This window comes from Streptomyces sp. NBC_00080 (assembly GCF_045041255.1).
Lineage (GTDB): Bacteria > Actinomycetota > Actinomycetes > Streptomycetales > Streptomycetaceae > Streptomyces > Streptomyces coriariae.
Window position 1 is genome coordinate 5,405,193 of the sequence record NZ_CP108235.1, and the last position, 17,488, is coordinate 5,422,680.

The 17,488-nt window shown below is 71.2% G+C and carries 16 protein-coding genes; 6 read left to right on the top strand and 10 right to left on the bottom strand.

The annotated features are described in order from the left end of the window. Positions 1 to 4 precede the first annotated feature (4 nt). From OHU34_RS24280 to OHU34_RS24300, 5 genes are all read left to right on the top strand, one after another. Positions 5 to 1,564, top strand: a complete 1,560-nt coding sequence (locus OHU34_RS24280) for an MFS transporter (protein ID WP_405768282.1) — start codon at positions 5 to 7, stop codon at positions 1,562 to 1,564. A 273-nt stretch (positions 1,565 to 1,837) separates the two neighbouring features. After that, the gene (locus OHU34_RS24285) at positions 1,838 to 2,599 is read left to right on the top strand and encodes a DeoR/GlpR family DNA-binding transcription regulator (protein ID WP_142264773.1); all 762 of its coding nucleotides are present in this window, start codon (positions 1,838 to 1,840) and stop codon (positions 2,597 to 2,599) included. Then, positions 2,596 to 3,543 carry a 1-phosphofructokinase gene (pfkB, locus tag OHU34_RS24290; RefSeq protein ID WP_142264772.1) on the top strand — a complete coding sequence of 316 codons (948 nt, stop codon included), beginning with the start codon at positions 2,596 to 2,598 and terminating at the stop codon, positions 3,541 to 3,543. Before OHU34_RS24285 ends, pfkB begins: the two co-directional genes overlap by 4 nt. A gap of 478 nt (positions 3,544 to 4,021) precedes the next feature. Continuing rightward, positions 4,022 to 6,124: a fructose-specific PTS transporter subunit EIIC gene (locus OHU34_RS24295; protein WP_405768286.1), complete on the top strand. Its 2,103-nt coding sequence runs from the start codon at positions 4,022 to 4,024 to the stop codon at positions 6,122 to 6,124. A 239-nt stretch (positions 6,125 to 6,363) separates the two neighbouring features. Then, entirely contained in the window at positions 6,364 to 6,627 is a 264-nt protein-coding gene (locus OHU34_RS24300; protein ID WP_054244061.1) for a hypothetical protein, read from the top strand. Positions 6,628 to 6,655: 28 nt separating this feature from the next. On the opposite strand, the gene OHU34_RS24305 is transcribed toward OHU34_RS24300, so the two are convergent. The 4 genes from OHU34_RS24305 to OHU34_RS24320 form a co-directional block, all read right to left on the bottom strand. Continuing rightward, complete coding sequence (locus OHU34_RS24305) at positions 6,656 to 7,402, bottom strand: DUF6227 family protein (RefSeq protein WP_020128365.1); 747 nt, start codon at positions 7,400 to 7,402, stop codon at positions 6,656 to 6,658. Between the two features lie 177 nt (positions 7,403 to 7,579). Next, positions 7,580 to 8,806 (bottom strand): Ig-like domain-containing protein, encoded by a 1,227-nt coding sequence (locus OHU34_RS24310; RefSeq protein ID WP_142264770.1) that lies wholly within the window; start codon positions 8,804 to 8,806, stop codon positions 7,580 to 7,582. Between the two features lie 145 nt (positions 8,807 to 8,951). After that, on the bottom strand, positions 8,952 to 9,980 hold the full coding sequence (locus OHU34_RS24315) for a P1 family peptidase (RefSeq protein WP_230195464.1): 1,029 nt from the start codon (positions 9,978 to 9,980) through the stop codon (positions 8,952 to 8,954). 50 nt (positions 9,981 to 10,030) lie between these two features. Next, positions 10,031 to 11,299 carry a low temperature requirement protein A gene (locus OHU34_RS24320; protein WP_142264768.1) on the bottom strand — a complete coding sequence of 423 codons (1,269 nt, stop codon included), beginning with the start codon at positions 11,297 to 11,299 and terminating at the stop codon, positions 10,031 to 10,033. Between the two features lie 119 nt (positions 11,300 to 11,418). Here OHU34_RS24320 and OHU34_RS24325 point away from each other — a divergent pair, with 119 nt between their 5' ends. Then, positions 11,419 to 11,601 carry a hypothetical protein gene (locus OHU34_RS24325; RefSeq protein WP_054244066.1) on the top strand — a complete coding sequence of 61 codons (183 nt, stop codon included), beginning with the start codon at positions 11,419 to 11,421 and terminating at the stop codon, positions 11,599 to 11,601. Between the two features lie 76 nt (positions 11,602 to 11,677). On the opposite strand, the gene mscL is transcribed toward OHU34_RS24325, so the two are convergent. The 6 genes from mscL to OHU34_RS24355 all read right to left on the bottom strand — a co-directional run bounded on the left by mscL (position 11,678) and on the right by OHU34_RS24355 (position 17,470). Beyond that, positions 11,678 to 12,145: a large conductance mechanosensitive channel protein MscL gene (gene mscL / locus OHU34_RS24330; RefSeq protein WP_142264767.1), complete on the bottom strand. Its 468-nt coding sequence runs from the start codon at positions 12,143 to 12,145 to the stop codon at positions 11,678 to 11,680. Between the two features lie 108 nt (positions 12,146 to 12,253). Further along, positions 12,254 to 12,931 carry an RcpC/CpaB family pilus assembly protein gene (locus tag OHU34_RS24335; protein ID WP_142264766.1) on the bottom strand — a complete coding sequence of 226 codons (678 nt, stop codon included), beginning with the start codon at positions 12,929 to 12,931 and terminating at the stop codon, positions 12,254 to 12,256. Positions 12,932 to 13,094: 163 nt separating this feature from the next. Then, positions 13,095 to 13,937: an S-methyl-5'-thioadenosine phosphorylase gene (locus OHU34_RS24340; RefSeq protein ID WP_142264765.1), complete on the bottom strand. Its 843-nt coding sequence runs from the start codon at positions 13,935 to 13,937 to the stop codon at positions 13,095 to 13,097. A gap of 75 nt (positions 13,938 to 14,012) precedes the next feature. Further along, positions 14,013 to 14,333 (bottom strand): FmdB family zinc ribbon protein, encoded by a 321-nt coding sequence (locus OHU34_RS24345; RefSeq protein ID WP_020128373.1) that lies wholly within the window; start codon positions 14,331 to 14,333, stop codon positions 14,013 to 14,015. Between the two features lie 67 nt (positions 14,334 to 14,400). Continuing rightward, complete coding sequence (locus tag OHU34_RS24350) at positions 14,401 to 15,693, bottom strand: MFS transporter (protein ID WP_142264764.1); 1,293 nt, start codon at positions 15,691 to 15,693, stop codon at positions 14,401 to 14,403. Between the two features lie 277 nt (positions 15,694 to 15,970). Further along, positions 15,971 to 17,470 carry a potassium/proton antiporter gene (locus OHU34_RS24355; RefSeq protein ID WP_405772349.1) on the bottom strand — a complete coding sequence of 500 codons (1,500 nt, stop codon included), beginning with the start codon at positions 17,468 to 17,470 and terminating at the stop codon, positions 15,971 to 15,973. Between the last annotated feature and the right edge of the window lie 18 nt (positions 17,471 to 17,488).

Sequence of the window (17,488 nt, forward strand, 5' to 3'; positions counted from 1 at the left end):
CACCATGACCTCCACGGAGACCTCCCTCGAGACCTCGCCCGAGTCCTCGCCCGACCCTCGAACGGCGCAGGCGGCGCCGGGTGACCGCCGTCGCTGGCTCGCACTCGCCATCGTGATGACCGCGGCCTTCATGGACCTTGTCGACGTCACGATCGTCAACATCGCCATCCCCTCCATCCGGCAGGACGCGGGCGCCTCCTGGAGCCAGATCCAGTGGATCACCGCCGGTTACGCGCTCGCCTTCGCCGCCGGGCTCATCACCGGCGGCCGGCTCGGTGACATCCACGGCCGCAAGCGGCTGTTCCTCCTCGGCATCGGCGGCTTCACCCTCGCCTCCGCGCTGTGCGGGTTCGCCGCGAACCCGGAGATGCTGGTCGCCTCCCGCATCCTGCAGGGAGCCATGGCGGCGATGATGGTGCCGCAGGTGCTGTCGATCGTGCACGCCACCTTCCCGGCGCACGAGCGGGGGAAGGTCTTCGGGCTCTTCGGCGCGATCGTCGGGCTGGGCGCCGTCTCCGGACCGCTGCTCGGCGCGCTGCTGACGGAGTGGAACCTGTTCGGTCTGGAGTGGCGGCCGATCTTCCTCATCAACCTGCCGGTCGGCATCGCGGGACTGATCCTCGGCAGCCGCTTCATCACGGAGTCCAAGGCGCCGAAGGCGCTGAAGCTGGACCTCGTCGGCGTCGTCCTGGTCACCCTCGGCCTGCTCATGCTGCTCTACCCGCTCACCCGCGGCCGCGAGCTGGACTGGCCGGTGTGGGGGTACGTGTCGATGGCCGGCTCGATCGGTGTCTTCGGGGCGCTGGTCGCGTACGAGCGGCGCAAGGGCGTACGGGACGGCTCGCCGCTGATCGAGCTCTCCCTCTTCCGGGTGCGCAGCTTCGCGGCGGGCGTCGCCGTGCAGACCGTCTTCGGGGTCGGTCTCGGTGTGTTCTTCCTGGTCTGGACGCTGTACATGCAGACCGGCCTGGGCTGGAGCCCGCTGCGGGCGGGCCTGACCGGGGTCCCGTTCTCGCTCGCCGTCTCGACGGCCGCCGGGCTGTCCGTGCAGAAGCTGGTTCCGCGCTTCGGGCGCAAGGTGCTGCAGACGGGCGCCCTGACGATGGCCATCGGCGTACTCCTCTACATCTGGGAGTCCGAGCACTACGGCCTCGGCATCGCCCCGTGGCAGATGGCGCTTCCGCTGGTCGTGATGGGCGTCGGCATGGGACTGATCGTCGCCCCGCTGACGGACGCGGTGCTGTCGGACGTGCCGCGCGAGCACGCCGGTTCGGCGTCCGGGCTGATCAACACCGTCCAGCAGATGGGCAACGCGCTCGGGCTCGGTCTGGTCGCCGTCGTCTTCTTCGGCCGGATCGGCGACCGGCTGACCCCGGCCGAGGTGGGCCCCGCCTTCGTGAACGCCTTCGAGCACGCCCTCGGCTGGGTGGCCCTGGTCATGTTCGCGATCTTCCTGCTGATGTTCGCCCTGCCCAAGCGGCCGGCCCAGCACGTGGAGGGCGGCGCCGAGGACGCCCCGGAGGCGGCCCCCTCCGGGGACCGGGAGCGCGAGCTCGTCGCCTGAGCGGACGTTCCCGCATGAGGGGCCCGTCACCCGAGTGGTGACGGGCCCCTCACGCGTGTCCTGGCGCTGGGGTGGTGACGGGCTCCACGCGTGCGTGTCCTGGCGCTGGAGTGGCGTCGGGCTCCACGCGTGCGTGCCCTGGCGCGGAAGCGGAAGTCCGTTCATGCCCGAATCACGTCCGAACCTGTTTACTTTCCGGAAATCCGGGCGTAGCCTCCGTGGCGAAACCACAGGTTCGGGCATAAAGCTGGTACCGGTCGGAGGAGAACAGACATGTACGCACCGGAGCGGCAGCAGGAGATCCTGCGGCTCGCCCGTGACGGCGGCCGGGTGGACGTCCTGTCGCTGGCCGAGGAGTTCCAGGTCACGGCGGAGACGATCCGCCGCGATCTGAAGGCCCTCGACCGAGCCGGCCTGGTGCGCCGCGTGCACGGCGGTGCCATACCGGCCGGACGCCTCGACTTCGAACCGGACCTCGCCGAACGCGAAGGCACCTCCGCCGACGAGAAGGACCGCATCGCCAAGGCGGCCCTCACGGAACTGCCCACCGAGGGCACGATGATCCTCGACGCGGGCACCACGGTCGCCCGCCTGGCCGCGGCCCTCCCGCTCGAGGCCGAACTCACCGTCGTCACGCACAGCCTGCCCATCGCGGCCCGCCTCGCGGACCACCCGGGCATGCAACTGCACCTCGTCGGGGGGCGCGTACGGCACCGTACGCGCGCCGCCGTGGACGCGTGGGCGCTGCGGGCGTACGGCGAGATCCGCGCAGACGTCCTGTTCGTCGCCGCCAACGGGTTCTCCGCCGAGCACGGTCTGACCACCCCCGACCTCGCCGAGGCCGCGGTGAAGCGGGCGGCCGTCGCCGCCGCGCGCCGCGTGGTGCTGCTCGCCGACTCCGCCAAGCACGGCCAGGAGCACTTCGCCCGCTTCGGCGACCTGAGCGACGTGGACCTGCTGATCACCGACAGCGGGCTGAGCCCCGACGACGCGGCCGCCATCGAGCGCGACGGCACGGAAGTAGTACGCGCATGATCCTCACCGTCACCCCCAACCCGTCCCTGGACCGCACCTACGAGGTCCCCTCCCTCGACCGCGGCGAGGTCATCCGCGCCACCGGCGAGCGGATGGACCCGGGCGGCAAGGGCGTGAACGTCTCGCGCGCCGTCGCGGCCGCCGGACGGCGCACGGTCGCCGTTCTGCCCCTGGGCGGTGCGCCGGGCGCGCTCGTCGCCGACCTGCTCGACGCGCAGGGCATCGAGGTCGCGCCGGTCCCGGTCACCGGAGCAACCCGCTCGAACATCGCGCTCGCGGAGTCCGACGGCGTCCTGACGAAGATCAACGCACCCGGTCCCGAGCTGTCCCCGGAGGAGCAGGAACTGCTCCTGGAGACGGTCCGCGAGCAGTCCCGCGACGCCGACTGGATCGCCTGCTGCGGCAGCCTGCCGCGCGGCCTCGCGCCCTCCTGGTACGCCGAGGTGGTAGCCCGGGCGCACGCCGGGGGAGCGCGCATCGCCCTGGACACCTCCGGGCGTGCGCTCCTGGAAGCGCTGCGGGAGCGGCCCGACGTGGTGAAGCCGAACGCCGAGGAGCTCGCGGAGGCCGTCGGGCGCCCCCTGGCCACCGTCGGCGACGCGGTGAAGGCGGCCGAGGAACTGCGCGGCATGGGCGCCCGTGCCGTGCTCGCGAGCCTGGGCGCCGACGGACAGCTGCTCGTGGAGGACACGGGTACCTGGTTCGCGAGCGCCCGCGTCGACGTCGTACGCAGCAACGTGGGTGCGGGCGACTCCTCCCTCGCCGGCTTTCTCGTCGCCGGTGGCAGCGGCCCCACGGCGCTCGCCTCCGCAGTCGCCCACGGAGCGGCGGCCGTCCAGCTGCCCGGCAGCGTGATGCCGACCCCGGACGACCTGGACCCGGCGGCGGTGACGGTCACGGCGCAGGTGCCGCTCGACCGTGAACTGAAGGAGCCGGTGTCATGACGACGAACCCCGAGGTGTCCGCGCCGACGGTGACTTCCGCGTCGTCCGTACGGATGAGGACACCTGTGCGTTCCGTGATGCCGAGGACTCCTACGGTGTCCGTGCCGACGAGGACTCCTGTGCGGTCCGCATTGACGGGGACCCCCGCGTTGTCCGCGCCGGCGACGGCCCCGGCGTCCTTCGTGGCGGCGACGGCTCCCGCGTTTCCCGGGCTGCCCGGCGAACCGGTCGTCGAGCGGCGAAGCTCCTCGTTACTCGCCGCTCGACATGGTCGGCCGGGCCGCCCGTGGCGCCCTGCCGATCAGGGGAGGCATGGCCCGAACCCGCCTGCCACCCCGCGGAGGCGGGGTTTCCCCGGCCCCGCCTCCGCACCCCTCACCTCCCCCCGATGCACCGCCGCAGCAACCCCCGTCCCCGATTTCCCCACCCTCGCCCACCACCCCACGCCCCGGGCGATACGCGTGCGAAGGAGCCCGCGATGAGCGACATGATCACCGCGGACCTGGTCGATCTCGACCTGTCCGTCGAAACAAAGGAAGCGGCGGCGCGATCCCTCGCCGAGCGCATGGTCGCCCTGGGCCGGGTGACCGACCTGGAGGGCTTCCTCGCCGATGTGGCCGCCCGTGAGGCCCAGATGCCCACCGGCCTCGACGGCGGCATCGGCATCCCGCACTGTCGTAGCGCCCACGTCACCGAACCGACCCTCGCCTTCGGGCGCAGCGCCACCGGCATCGACTTCGGCGCCCCCGACGGACCCGCCGACCTGATCTTCCTGATCGCCGCCCCCGCCGGCGCGGACGACGCCCATCTGACGATCCTGTCGTCGCTCGCCCGGCAGCTGATGAACGCCGAGTTCACCGACGCGCTGCGCTCGGCCGGCGACGCGGCGGCCGCGGCGGCGCTGATCCGCGGCGACGCGGCCCCGAGCGCCTACGCCGCGGCTGCTGAAGCCCCGGCCACCGACGCCCCGGCAGCCGAGGCCGAGAGCACCACCGCAGACTCCGTGTCGGCGTCGGCGGCGGCCTCCGCCGACGCCGACACGGCCACCGGTGAGGACACGGACGCCGAGGCCGCGCGGCCCTTCCGGATCGTCGCCGTCACCTCCTGCCCGACCGGCATCGCCCACACCTACATGGCGGCCGAGTCCCTGGAGAACGCGGGCCGCGAGGCAGGCGTCGAACTGGTCGTCGAGACGCAGGGCTCGGCCGGCTTCACCCGGCTCGACCCGGCCGTCATCGCCGCGGCGGACGGCGTGATCTTCGCCCACGACGTCCCCGTACGCGACAAGGACCGCTTCGCCGGCAAGCCCACCGTGGACGTCGGCGTGAAGGCGGGCATCAACCGGCCCGCCGCACTCATCACCGAGGTGCGCGGGAAGGCGGCGCGCGGTGAGGTGAGCGCGTCGGCAAAGGACGGGACGCCCGTCGAGCGGACCGGCGAGTCCGGCGACAGCTACGGCACCAAGCTGCGCAAGTGGCTCATGACGGGCGTCAGCTACATGGTCCCGTTCGTCGCCGCCGGCGGTCTGCTGATCGCCCTCGGCTTCGCGATCGGCGGCTGGGAGATCAACAAGGCGCCCTCGGTCATGGAGCACTTCTCCTGGACCCAGGTCGACAGCTGGGGCGCCCTGCTGTTCCAGATCGGCGGCGTCGCCTTCGGCTTCCTCATCCCGGTCCTGGCCGGCTACATCGCGTACGGCATGGCGGACCGGCCCGGTCTCGTGCCCGGCTTCGTCGGCGGCATGATCGCCTCCAACATCGCCGCCGGCTTCCTCGGCGGCCTGGTCGCCGGTCTGCTGGCGGGCGGCATCGTCCTCGCGATCCAGCGGATCAAGATCCCGCCGGTGCTGCGCGGCATCATGCCGGTGGTGGTGATCCCGCTGATCTCCTCGCTGATCGTCGGCTTCCTGATGTTCGTCGTGATCGGCAAGCCCATCGCCCAGGCCCAGAAGAGCATGACGGACTGGCTGGCCGGTCTCTCCGGCACCAACGCCGTCCTGCTGGGTGTGCTGCTCGGCCTGATGATGTGCTTCGACCTCGGCGGCCCCGTCAACAAGGTCGCGTACGCCTTCGCCACGGCCGGCATCGCCGTCCAGGACCCCAGCGACTCCGCGATGAAGGTCATGGCCGCCGTGATGGCCGCGGGCATGGTCCCGCCGCTGGGCATGGCGCTCGCGACCACCGTCCGCAAGAAGCTCTTCACCCCGACCGAGCGCGAGAACGGCAAGGCCGCCTGGGTCCTGGGCGCTTCCTTCATCTCCGAGGGCGCGATCCCGTTCGCTGCGGCCGACCCGCTGCGCGTCATCCCGGCCTCGATGGCGGGCGGCGCGGTCACCGGCGCCCTGTCGATGGCTTTCGGTGCCACGCTCCGCGCCCCGCACGGCGGCATCTTCGTGGTCCCGCTGATCGGCAACCCGTTCCTGTACCTGGTCGCCATCGCGGCGGGCGTGTGCGTGACGACGGCCGTGGTCGTCGTCCTCAAGGGCATGCGCAAGCCGGCCCCGGGCGCCGTCGAGCCCGGTACGACGCAGGAATCCGCGGCTGCCACGACGGCGGAGGCGAAGCAGCCGGTGGCCGCCTAGCCTGCGACGGGCCGCGGCCGACTCCGGCCGCGGCCTCCGGCCACCGGTTGAAGCTGCCCCCGCAGGGCGAAGCTGCCTGCCGCAGGTTGCGGCTACTGGTGACCATCTGCGGTGATTCACGGATCTCCGCACCGAACAGGCCTATCGCGCGGTCTGAGTGATCTGCGTGATGTGTGTGGCATGCGAGATACGTCACGGTCCGGGACACAGGTCCCGGACCGTGGTGTCTACTGGTCGGTATGCCCGTGCATCTAACGTTCCCTCAGCTGGCGGTCCTCACGGTTCTCGCCGTGGCGTCCATCGCCTGGCTGATCTTCGTGACCCGCATCCTGCGGCGCAGCCGCTCGGGCAGCGAGGCCCGCACCGCGCTCCCCACCCCGCCAGTGCTGCCCGCCCTCCCGCGCCAACGGCAGTCCGGTCCCGGCCGCGAGGCCGTCGAACTGACCCCGGCCGAGCGGGACGCCTTCGCCGGCCTCGTACGACAGCTCGGCGGGGGCCGCTGACCGACGGCCGGGCGGGCCGCTGAACGGCTCAGGAGACCTGCGCCGCCCGGCGTTCCATCGCGTCCCGGGCCGCGGCCTCGGACACGTACACCTCGCACATGTGCCGACCGTCGGGCGTCGCCGTGTGCTCGACCTCCCACAGGGAGATCTCCCGGCCGTCCCCCAGTAGGAACGCGTGCTCGTAGAGCGAGTAGCCCAGCCCGATCCTGCCCGCGCGGCAGGGGCGTCCGAAAGCCTGGGTGATCTGGTGCGCGAACGCCGACTTCAGCAGCGCGGCCGTGTCCGCGTCGGGCTGGTCGGGGTTCTCCGCGCGGCGCAGCAGTCTGCGCGCGTGGTCCGCCGAGTCGTCCGGCACGTACACATGCCGGGGCCCGGGGACCGGCGACAGCTGCACCAGCACCGGCAGTTCGAAGTCCGGAGTGTCCGACGGCAGGGGCAGCCGGGCCGTGGCGGCCCGCAGCTCCTCCTCGTCGACGTACACCTCGTGCTGCGGCTCGCTGCCCGGCGCGGTGTTGTGCACGAGCTCCCACAGCGTGAGCGCGCAGCCGTCGGCCAGCAGCCAGGTGTGCCGGTACGTCTCCCGGTGCAGGCCCGCGCTGTGGTGCGCGGAGTGCAGGGAGCTGTCATGCGCGAGTGCGCAGTCGAGCCGCCGCAGTGCTTCGTCGGGCAGCTCGAACGAGTTCAGGGCGCGACCGAGCAGTCGCGCGAGGTGCTCCTCCGGAGACTCGGGCGACTCGGCTGGTTCGTACGCTGTTGTCTCGTACGGAACGCTCAAGGTTTCTCCCGGCGTTGCTGCATGTCACCTTGTGGGTGCATACCGTAGCCCCTCGGTCGGACATCATGTCCGCGAACCGAGAAAACGTGCGCCGTGAAAACGCCGGGGCCGCGCGAAAAATTCCCGCACGGCCCGACGGCTCATCAGAAACCGCCGGTCAGAGGGCATCTCCGACGATCAGGAGGAGCTCCCCGCGGTCCACTCGGACCAGGACAGGTTCCACCCGTTGAGCCCGTTGTCCGGCGACACCGTCTTGTCGGGCGAGTTCTTGACGATCACCACATCGCCGATCAGCGAGTTGTCGTAGAACCACTTGGCGGGCGTGTCACCCTGTGCGCCCTGCGCGTCCGCGAGCCCCACGCAACCGTGGCTGGTGCCGGTACGGCCGAAGGGCGGATTTCCCCTGTTGTACCAGTAGTTGCCGTGAATGAAGGTGCCGGACTGCGTCAGGCGCATCGCGTGCGGCACGTCCGGGATGTCGTACTCGCCACCCAGGCCCACCGTCCGGCTGTTCATCCGGGTCTGCGTGAACTTCTCGGAAATCACCATCTGCCCGTTGTAGGTGGTGTGCTCCGGGCTGCCCGACGAGATCGGAACCGTCTTCAGGGTCTGCCCGTCCCGCACCACCGTCATGGTCTGCGTATCGACGTCGACCGTGGACACCTGCGACCGCCCGATGGTGAAGGTGACCGTCTTCTTCTGTACCCCGAACACGCCGTTGGCGCCCTCGACCCCGTCCAGGTCGATCTTCATCGTCACCTTGGAGCCGGCCTTCCAGTACTCCTCGGGACGGAAGTCGAGCCGCTGCGCCCCGAACCAGTGCCCGACCACCTGCTGGCCGCTGCTGGAGGTGACCGTGATGTGCGACTGCACGGCCTTCGTGTCACTGATGGTCTTGTCGAAGGTGAAGGACACCGGCATTCCGACGCCGACCGTGGTGCCGTTGTCCGGCGTGTACGTCCCGATGAAGCTGTTGGCCGAGGAGACGGTGGTGAAGATGGAGTTGGCGGCGGCGGTCTTGCCGTTCGCATCCTTCGCGGTCGCCGATATCTGGTACTTCGTCCCGCGCTCCAGCTGCTCCTTCGGCTTCCAGGTGCTGCCGTCGGCCGACAGGGATCCCTCGACGGCCTGCCCCGACCCGGCCACCGTCATCTTCACCTCGGTGAGCCGGCCGTCGCTGACCTTCACGCCGGTCGCGTTGATCGACGCGCTCGTCGAACCGTCCTTCGCCGAGATGACGATCTTCGCCGTGGACGTCTTGACGCTGTTCGTGCCGCCCTTGGCGTCCCCGTCCTTGTCCTTGGCGTTGGCGCTGCCCCCGCAGGCGGTCAGGGTCAGGGCACCGACCACCAGGACGGCACAGGCTCCGACCGTGCGCCGCACCGCTATGTCCGCCGTTGTCACGGGCTGCTCCAGCTTCGTGTGATGTGAGTGATCCGCTCTGGTACGTGGAGAAGGAGGGATCCGGCGGCCGGTGGGGTTCCCTCCGGTCGCCGTTGACACCATCACGTGACGGAACCGGGACAATCGCCTTGCCCGGCCCGCGGGTTCACCGGCCCCCGTACAACTCCTCGTACGACGGCCACGCCCCACCCGGACCGGACACCGGCTCGGCGGCGCGCACGGCCCGTACGATCGCGCGCGTCACCACGTCCGCGCCCGCCGCGAGAACTTCGTTCAGAGCGAGCGGATGACCGGGGTCGAGCGGGCGCGCGCCCGTCGCGAGCGTGAAGACGGTGTCCCCGTCGTTGAGCAGATGCACGGGACGCACGGCCCGCGCGATCCCGTCGTGCGCCGTGCCCGCCAGCTTCTGCCCCTGTGCCTTCGTCAGGTCCGCGTCGGTGGCGACCACCGCGAGCGTGGTGTTGAGCAGGGGAGGCGCGTTCTTCGCCGTGGCCTCGGCGAGACGCCGGCGCGCGCCCTCGTGCACGCGGACCTCTGGATACTCGGCGCGCCCCTGGAACAACTCCCCGTACAGCACGCCCGTCTCCGGATCCGTCACCGATCCCGCGGCGTTGACCACCACCAGCGCGGCCACCGTGATCCCCGAGTCGAGAAGCACGCTCGCGCTACCGACCCCACCCTTCAAAGGCCCGACGACGGCACCCGTCCCCGCGCCCACGCATCCCTCCCGCACCCGAGTCCCCGGAGCGGTCGCCGCGGCCGCCTCCACGGCCGCCCGGCCGGTGGCAGCGTCGGGGCGGGCCCGGAAGTCGCCGCCCCGCGCCAGGTCGAAGACGCAGGCGGCGGGCACCACCGGCACGACGTGCGCCGGGTCCGTGCCGACGGGAATCCCGCGCCCCTGCTCCTCCAGCCAGGCCATCACGCCGGACGCCGCGTCGAGCCCGTAGGCGCTGCCGCCGGTCAGCACGATCGCCTCGACCCGCTGCACCACATTGCGTGGATCGAGGGCGTCGGTCTCCTTCGTGCCGGGACCGCCACCGCGTACGTCCACGGCGGCCACGGCACCGCCCTCCGGTGCGAGGACGACCGTGGTGCCGGTGAGCCAACCGTCGCCGGTCCGCGTGGCGTGTCCCACGCGCAGGCCGGCGACGTCCGTCAGAGCATCAACTGTCATGGGGGCAAGTCTCGCCCGACCCGCTTCGTGCGTGGCGGTGTCACGCCCCGTCACATCACCGCGCTCGATGCTTGCCCGGGACTCTCCCGTGACTCCCGCGCGACCAGGCGCGCCGTCAGGGTCGTCCCGGTCGCCACCGCCAGCGCCGACACCAGGCCGACCGCGAGGACCGCCCACTCGCCGAGGAAGGTGCTGCAGATCACCAGCAGAGCGGCGACGGGCAGCACCAGTTGCTGGGCCAGGCCCACCTTGAAGTGGCGTGCGTGCAGGATCCAGACCGCCAGCAGGTACAGCGCCGTCGGCAGGGTGACCGCGGCCGACGCGGCGCGCGTCGAGATATGGGCCTCGCCGACCGCCTGCTCGACCGCCACCTCCAGACCCGCACCGATCGCGGCGGCCGAGGCGAAGACGACGTAGTGCCCGTAGCCCCAGAGAAACGCCTGCTTGTTGGAGCGCAGATGCCCATGGATGGGCACCACGAAGTAGATCCACCAGGCGGCGAAGACGATCAGCAGCCCGCCCACCGCGATCGGCAGCAGCTCGCCCAGCGCGTCGTTCTCGTCGATGCCGGACTTCACGGCGACCGTCGCCGCCGCGATCGTCTCGCCCAGCACGATGATCGTGAACAGCCCGTAGCGCTCGGCGATGTGATGCGGATGCCAGGACGTCGGATGGTCCTTCTCCGCGTAGATCGGCACGCACATCTCCAGCGGCGCCATTACCAGGAACAACCATGCCCTGCCGTCCTCGGGCAGGACCAGCAGCCCCAGCCAGCCGATCTGGCAGATCAGCACGCCCGCCGCGTACCGCAGCGCCATCGTCCGTTCCGCGCCCTCCGCGGACCACGCGACGCGCAGCCACTGCAAGCTCAGCGCGAACCTCATGATCGCGTAGCCCAACCAGACGGCCACGAACTCGTGGTCCTCGAACGCCCGCGAGATGCCCGCCGCCAGCACCAGGACCCCGGCGATCTGCACCAGCGTGACGATCCGGTACAGGACGTCGTCGTTGTCGTACGCCGACGCGAACCAGGTGAAGTTCATCCACGCCCACCAGATGGCGAAGAAGACCATCGCGTAGTTGAGGATGCCCTCGCCCGCATGGGACTCGGCCACGGCGTGCACCAGTTGGATGCCCGCCTGGGCGATGGCCACGACGAAGCACAGGTCGAAGAAGAGCTCGAGGGGCGAGGCGACCCGGTGCGTCTCGTCCTTCCCGCGCGCGGTCAGGCTGCGCAACGGCTTCAAACGGACGGGCGCCGGGGAGGCGGGGGACCCGGGAGGAGAGGGAGAGGCCGACGGGGGCGTACTGGACGTCATGGGTACCAGCACAGCAGACAACGGGCGGAAAATCTTGTGCGGAATCCGCAGGTTCGCGCGGTGCGTGGCCGACGGCCAGGCCCTGACCCGAGCGGGTCCCGGGGCCGTACTCTGGAGGGATGAGCACCCCCTCCGCCTCCGAGCCGCGCGACCCGAAGGCCGCGCTGATCTTCGACGACCCGCTGGACCGGCAGTCCTCGGACGACACCGACCGAGGTTGGGGCGAGCGTCCGTCCGCAGAGGGCGACAGCGTCGCCGACCTGAAGCGCTTCCTGGACGAGAAGCCGCCCCACCACGTCTGAACCCGACGGGCAGGGCCGGTCCGGCAGGCCCGGGAGCCCTGGCGGAGCACCGCCCGCAGGGCCCCGTCGAGCGCCTCTACCGCTCGTTGTGCCCCGAGCCCCGCTGAGCGACCAGCGCGTCGCGGATCTCCTTGAGCACCTCCAGCTCGGTCAGCTCGACGATCTCCTGCGTGCCCTCCTTGGCCTTCCTGCGGGCCTCCACCTTCGCCAGGTACTTCGACATGGGCAGGACCATCAGGAAGTACACGACCGCAGCGGTGATCACGAAGGTGAGGGTCGCGCCGAGGACGGACCCCCACAGGATCCGGACGCCCGTCGCGCTGTCCCCCGTGCCGGTGCAGGGGCCCTTGAGACAGGAGTTGTAGCTGTCCAGGTTCTTGGTGCCGACCGCTCCGATGAGCGGGTTGATGATTCCCTTCACCACCGAGTTGACGATGTTCGTGAAGGCCGCGCCGATCACCACCGCGACTGCCAGATCGACGACGTTGCCACGCATCAGGAAGGCCTTGAAGCCCTGCCAGACGCTTGCCTTCTTTTCGCTCACCTCGGGGACACTCCTCGCATGTACAGGTTGTGGAACAAACAGCTCCGCAACCTACGTCAACGCCAGGAGGGCCTGTCCAATTCGGTCCCTCGGACGAGGGACTTGACGTCACCACAGGGTCACCGCCAGCCGCGCCGTCGCACTCGCCCCCGCCAGGCGCGCGGCGGTGGACCGGGGCACCGACAGGACGACCAACGCCCCGTCGTCCGCCGCACCGGCGGCGCCGTCGGTGCTCAGCGGCTCCGGCACCTTCGTCACCAGTGCCCCGCGCGCGACCACACGGGCGTCGCCGCCCGCGCCGTCCATACCGCCCAGCGGCATCGGCTCGGCGGCGATGACATCGACCCGGTCACCGGGGCGCAGCAGCCGGACCGTGGCCGCGTCGGCGATCCGTACCGGTGCCGTCACCTTCTCCCCGGCGCGAGAGCCATGTGCAGGGGCGCGCAGCGGAGCATGCGCGCGGGGGTGTGAGCGCCCGCCCGCGTCCACGCGCGCGGCCCCACCGGGATGCCCTCGGGCCGGATCGCCGTCCCGGGGGCCGGACGCCACGAGCGCGGCGGCGGTGACGGCGAGCCCCAGGGCGAGGGCCCGCCGCCGGCTCCGCACGAGCCGTCCCAGCCGGTAGCGCCCGCCGCGTACCCGCACGGGAGGGAAGGGCGGAACCTCGCAGGTGGCCGGAGCATCCGTACCGGGTGGACGCGTCGCGAAGGAGACAGAGGACGGGGCGGGCGGAGGAAGCGGAGAAAGAGGGGAAAGACGAGAGGGCGGAACGAGGGAGTCGGACACGGGATCACCACCTGCGACGAGGAACGGGTTTGCGAAGCCACGATGAGCCTTCGCGCCGCCGCTCGCCGGAGCCGGTGGACCACCGCCGTGTTGTGGACAACTCCCTCACTCGAAGGAGGACTTCCGCGCCCGAGGCTCCCTTTCCCGCTTCGCCTCGGCCCCGCTACGGCAGGTCGAACCCCGGATTCAGCCCGCCCAGCGCGTTCGCGCACAGGCAGTCGCGCCCGTCGGCGGAGGGCAGCGCGGCCACCGCGTCGAACAGCACGTCCCGCAGCCGGTCCACGTTCGCCGCGAACACCCGCAGCACCTCCTCGTGCGACACGCCCTCACCGCTCTCGGCGCCCGCGTCCAGATCGGTGACCAGGTTCAAGGACGTGTAACAGAGCTCCAGTTCACGGGCCAGCGCGGCCTCCGGGTGGCCCGTCATGCCCACCACCGACCAACCCTGCGCCTGGTGCCACAACGATTCGGCGCGGGTCGAGAACCGCGGCCCCTCGATCACGACCAGCGTCCCGCCGTCCACCGGCTCCCACTCCCGGCCACGTGCCGCCTTCAGGGCCGCCGAGCGTCCCGCGGGGCAGTAGGGGTCGGCCAGGGACACATGCACCACGTTGGGCACCGTGCCGTCGGGCAGGGGCAGCCCGTCGAAGTACGTTCCGATCCGTGACTTCGTGCGGTCGACCAGCTGATCGGGCACGAGCAGCGTGCCGGGCCCGTACTCCGGGCGCAGACCGCCCACCGCGCACGGACCGAGGACCTGGCGCGCCCCGACCGAGCGAAGGGCCCACAGGTTGGCCCGGTAGTTGATCCGGTGGGGCGGCAGATGGTGTCCGCGTCCGTGCCGGGGCAGGAAGGCGACCCGCCGGCCGGCGATCTCGCCGAGGAAGAGCGAGTCGCTGGGCGGTCCGTAGGGGGTGTCGACCTGGAGCTCGGTCACGTCGTCGACGAACGAGTAGAAGCCTGAGCCGCCGATCACACCGATCTCTGCGTGCGCCGTGTTCGCCATGCGTCGCACCCTAGCCGCCCCGGGAAACGCCGAAGACCCCGTCGTCGTAAGACGACAGGGTCCTGTGAGCGCGCCTTACGCGGCTGAGCTGCTGCCGGTCGAGGTGCCCGTGCTCGACGACTTCGAGTCCGAGGTCGAGGACGTCGAGGTCGACGGCTTCGAGTCGGAGCCGGACGTCGACGACTTCGAGGACGACGCCGGCGAGCTGCTCGACGAGGAGCCGCGGCTGTCGTTGCGGTAGAAGCCGGAGCCCTTGAAGACGATGCCGACGGCGGAGAACACCTTCTTGAGGCGGCCACCGCAGTTGGGGCACTCGGTCAGGGCATCGTCGGTGAACTTCTGCACCGCCTCGAGGCCCTCGCCGCACTCGGTGCACTGGTACTGGTAGGTCGGCACTGTCTTCCTCCTGGCACTCTCACTCAGTGAGTGCTAACGACGGTCTATCTTGACGTATTCCGGGGGATCAGTCCACTGTCACCGGCACGCGGTGACCGACGCCACGTGCGACGGTACGCGCGCGGGGGCGCGTCTCCAGTCGTGAACGCAGTGCCAGCAGGGTCACCAGGGCCAGCACGGTGCCGCCCAGAGGCACCAGGAATCCGGCGCCGCCCCAGAAGCGGTCCTCCAGCTGTCCGGCGATCGTGACGGCGGCCGCCTGCCCGAGCGCGACCGCGCCCGTCAGCCAGGTGAACGCCTCGGTGCGGGCGCCGGCCGAAACCAGGTCCTCCACCAGCGTGTAGCCGGTGATCAGCGCGGGCGCGATGCACATGCCGACCAGGAGGCCGAGGCCCGCCAGGACGGGCACCGAGTGCGCCGCCCAAAGGCCGGAGGCGACGAGCGCCAGTGCGGCGTAGGCGACGACCAGGCGCCGCCGTGGGGCGACCTTCCAGGCGATGGCGCCGCAGACCAGGCCGGAGAGCATGTTGCCCGCGGCGAAGGTGCCGTACAGGACGCCGTTCAGGCCGGGCTCGCCGATGGACTCGGTGAACGCGGCCAGTGAGACCTGCATGCCGCCGAACACGGCACCGATGCCCAGGAAGGCCACGATCAGCACGCGCACCCCGGGGACGCGCAGCGCCGAGGCGTGCTCCACGCGTGTGTGCCCGGCGACGGCGACCTGGGGCTGCGTGCTCTTGCTCGCGGCGAACAGCAGGCCACCGAGCAGCGTCAGCGCGGCCTCGGTGACCAGGCCGGCGGCCGGGTTCACGGCGGTGCACAGCGCGGTCGCAAGCAGCGGGCCGAAGACGAAGGTGAGCTCGTCGGTGACGGACTCGAAGGCCGCGGCGGTGGTCATCAAGGGCGAGCCCTTCAGCCGCGCACCCCAGCGGGCCCGCACCATGGGCCCGATCTGCGGTACCGAGGCGCCCGTGGGCACCGCCGCCGCGAACACTGTCCACAGGGGGGCGTGGGTCAGGGCGAGCACGGTGAGGGTGAGGCCCGACAGTGTGTGCAGGAGCACGCCGGGGATCAGCACCGCGCGCTGCCCGTAGCGGTCGGCGAGCCGCCCGCTGTAGGGCGCGCACAGGGCCATGGAGACACCGGTGACGGCCGCGGCGGCACCGGCCGCGCCGTACGAGCCGGTGGTGTGCTGCACGAGCAGCACGATGGAGATGGTGAGCATGGCGAACGGCTGGCGGGCCGCGAAGCCGGGCAGCAGGAACGTCCAGGCGCCGCGGGTGCGCAGCAGCTGTCCGTATCCCGGGCGGGACGAGGCCGACGAGTCCTTCGACGGCTCGGTGGTGACCGTGGATGCCACGGCCCGTGCCTTTCTGCCGCCTGGTAGCGCGACCCCGTCCGGAGGGCGGGGGCGCCGAGAGCTGTCCTCTTGCGCGTGCTGCGGTAGATGCCGGTGCTCGCCGCACGAGGTGTCCCGGCCGCCATACGGTCGCGCCAGCTCTGCGTCAGGCAGAGTTGGTTCGATCAAGGTGTGCCTTCATCGTACAGGGATCAAGGTGCGTCATCCCTGTGAAAATGAGCACCGTAAGGTCGGCCGCCTCCGAATGGATGGGGTGTGAACGGTGCGAAACATGCACTTAACGCGCGCCGCCGCCTGTGCCCAGCCATCCGGCGAGCTTGCCGCCTTGCCCGACGGCGCGCAGTCGCCGTTCGGCCGCGTCGCGGACCGGGTCGGTGGCGACGACGAGGAGTTCGTCGCCGTGTCGCAGCACGGTCGTCGGCAGCGGTACGAACGACGTCCCCTCGCGCACGACGAGGGTGACGGCCGCCCCGGCCGGCAGTCGTAGCTCGTTGACCTCGACGCCGTGCATCTTCGACCCCTCGGGGATCGTCACGGACAGCAGGTGCCCGCGCAGCCGCTCCAGGGGCGCCGACTCGACGCCGAGGTCGGCGGCCTCGGGATCGCCGCCCAGGCGCAGCTTGCGTGCCAGCCAGGGCAGCGTCGGCCCCTGGATCAGGGTGTAGACGACGACCAGGACGAAGACGATGTTGAAGATGCGGCGGCTGCCGTCGACGCCGTTCACCATGGGGATCGTCGCCAGAATGATGGGGACGGCGCCGCGCAGCCCTGCCCAGGACATCAGCGTCTGCTCCTGCCAGGGCACCCGGAACGGTGTCAGGCACAGCACGACGCTGAGCGGGCGGGCCATCATGGTCAGCACCAGCCCGATGACGAGCGCGGGCAGTACGTCGTCGCCCAGCTCGTGCGGGGTCACCAGGAGGCCGAGCAGCACGAACATGCCGATCTGGGCGATCCAGCCGAGCCCGTCGGCGAACCCGCGGGTGGCGGGCCAGTGCGGCAGTTTCGCGTTGCCCATGACCATCGAGGCGAGGTAGACGCCCAGGAAGCCGCTGCCGTGTGCCAGGGAGCCCGCCGCGTACGCGGTGACCGCGATCGCCATGACGGCGATCGGGTAGAGGCCGGAGGCGGGCAGCGCGACGTGCCTGAGGCCCCAGGAGCCCAGCCAGCCGACCGCGAGGCCGATGGCGGCGCCGATGGCCAGTTCCAGCGCTATCTCGCCCAGCAGCACGTACCAGTGCTCCACGGGGCCGGCCGTGGAGAAGGCGACCACCAGGATGACCACCGGGGCGTCGTTGAAGCCGGACTCGGCCTCCAGCGTGCCCGTCACGCGCGAGGGGAGGGGGATCTTGCGCAGGACGGAGAAGACCGCCGCCGCGTCGGTCGAGGACACCACCGCGCCGATGATCAGCGCCTGTCTCCACTCCAGCCCGGTCACGAAGTGTGCGGCCGTGGCGGTGACCCCGACGCTGACCGCGACGCCGGCCAGTGCCAGCGCCGTGGCGGACGGCAGGGCCGGTTCGATCTCCTTCCACTTCGTGCCCAGGCCGCCCTCGGCGAGGATCACGACCAGGGCGGCGTAGCCGATGACCTGGGTCATCTCGGCATTGTCGAAGTGGATGTTGCCGATGCCGTCCTGGCCCATGAGGACGCCGATGCCCACGTAGACGAGCAGGCTGGGGAGCCCGCTGCGCGAGGAGATCCGGACCGCTGCGACGGCGACGAGCAGGACGAGCGAGCAGACGAGCAGGAGCTGGTTGAGGTGGTGGACAGTCAGCGGCGGTTCCCTTCACCG

Coding starts and splice junctions, on each gene's coding strand:
- OHU34_RS24280 (WP_405768282.1), top strand. CDS start 5: ATGACCTCCACGGAGACCTCCCTCGAGACCTCGCCCGAGTCCTCGCCC.
- OHU34_RS24285 (WP_142264773.1), top strand. CDS start 1,838: ATGTACGCACCGGAGCGGCAGCAGGAGATCCTGCGGCTCGCCCGTGAC.
- pfkB (WP_142264772.1), top strand. CDS start 2,596: ATGATCCTCACCGTCACCCCCAACCCGTCCCTGGACCGCACCTACGAG.
- OHU34_RS24295 (WP_405768286.1), top strand. CDS start 4,022: ATGAGCGACATGATCACCGCGGACCTGGTCGATCTCGACCTGTCCGTC.
- OHU34_RS24300 (WP_054244061.1), top strand. CDS start 6,364: ATGCCCGTGCATCTAACGTTCCCTCAGCTGGCGGTCCTCACGGTTCTC.
- OHU34_RS24315 (WP_230195464.1), bottom strand. CDS start 9,980: ATGACAGTTGATGCTCTGACGGACGTCGCCGGCCTGCGCGTGGGACAC.
- OHU34_RS24320 (WP_142264768.1), bottom strand. CDS start 11,299: ATGACGTCCAGTACGCCCCCGTCGGCCTCTCCCTCTCCTCCCGGGTCC.
- OHU34_RS24325 (WP_054244066.1), top strand. CDS start 11,419: ATGAGCACCCCCTCCGCCTCCGAGCCGCGCGACCCGAAGGCCGCGCTG.
- OHU34_RS24340 (WP_142264765.1), bottom strand. CDS start 13,937: ATGGCGAACACGGCGCACGCAGAGATCGGTGTGATCGGCGGCTCAGGC.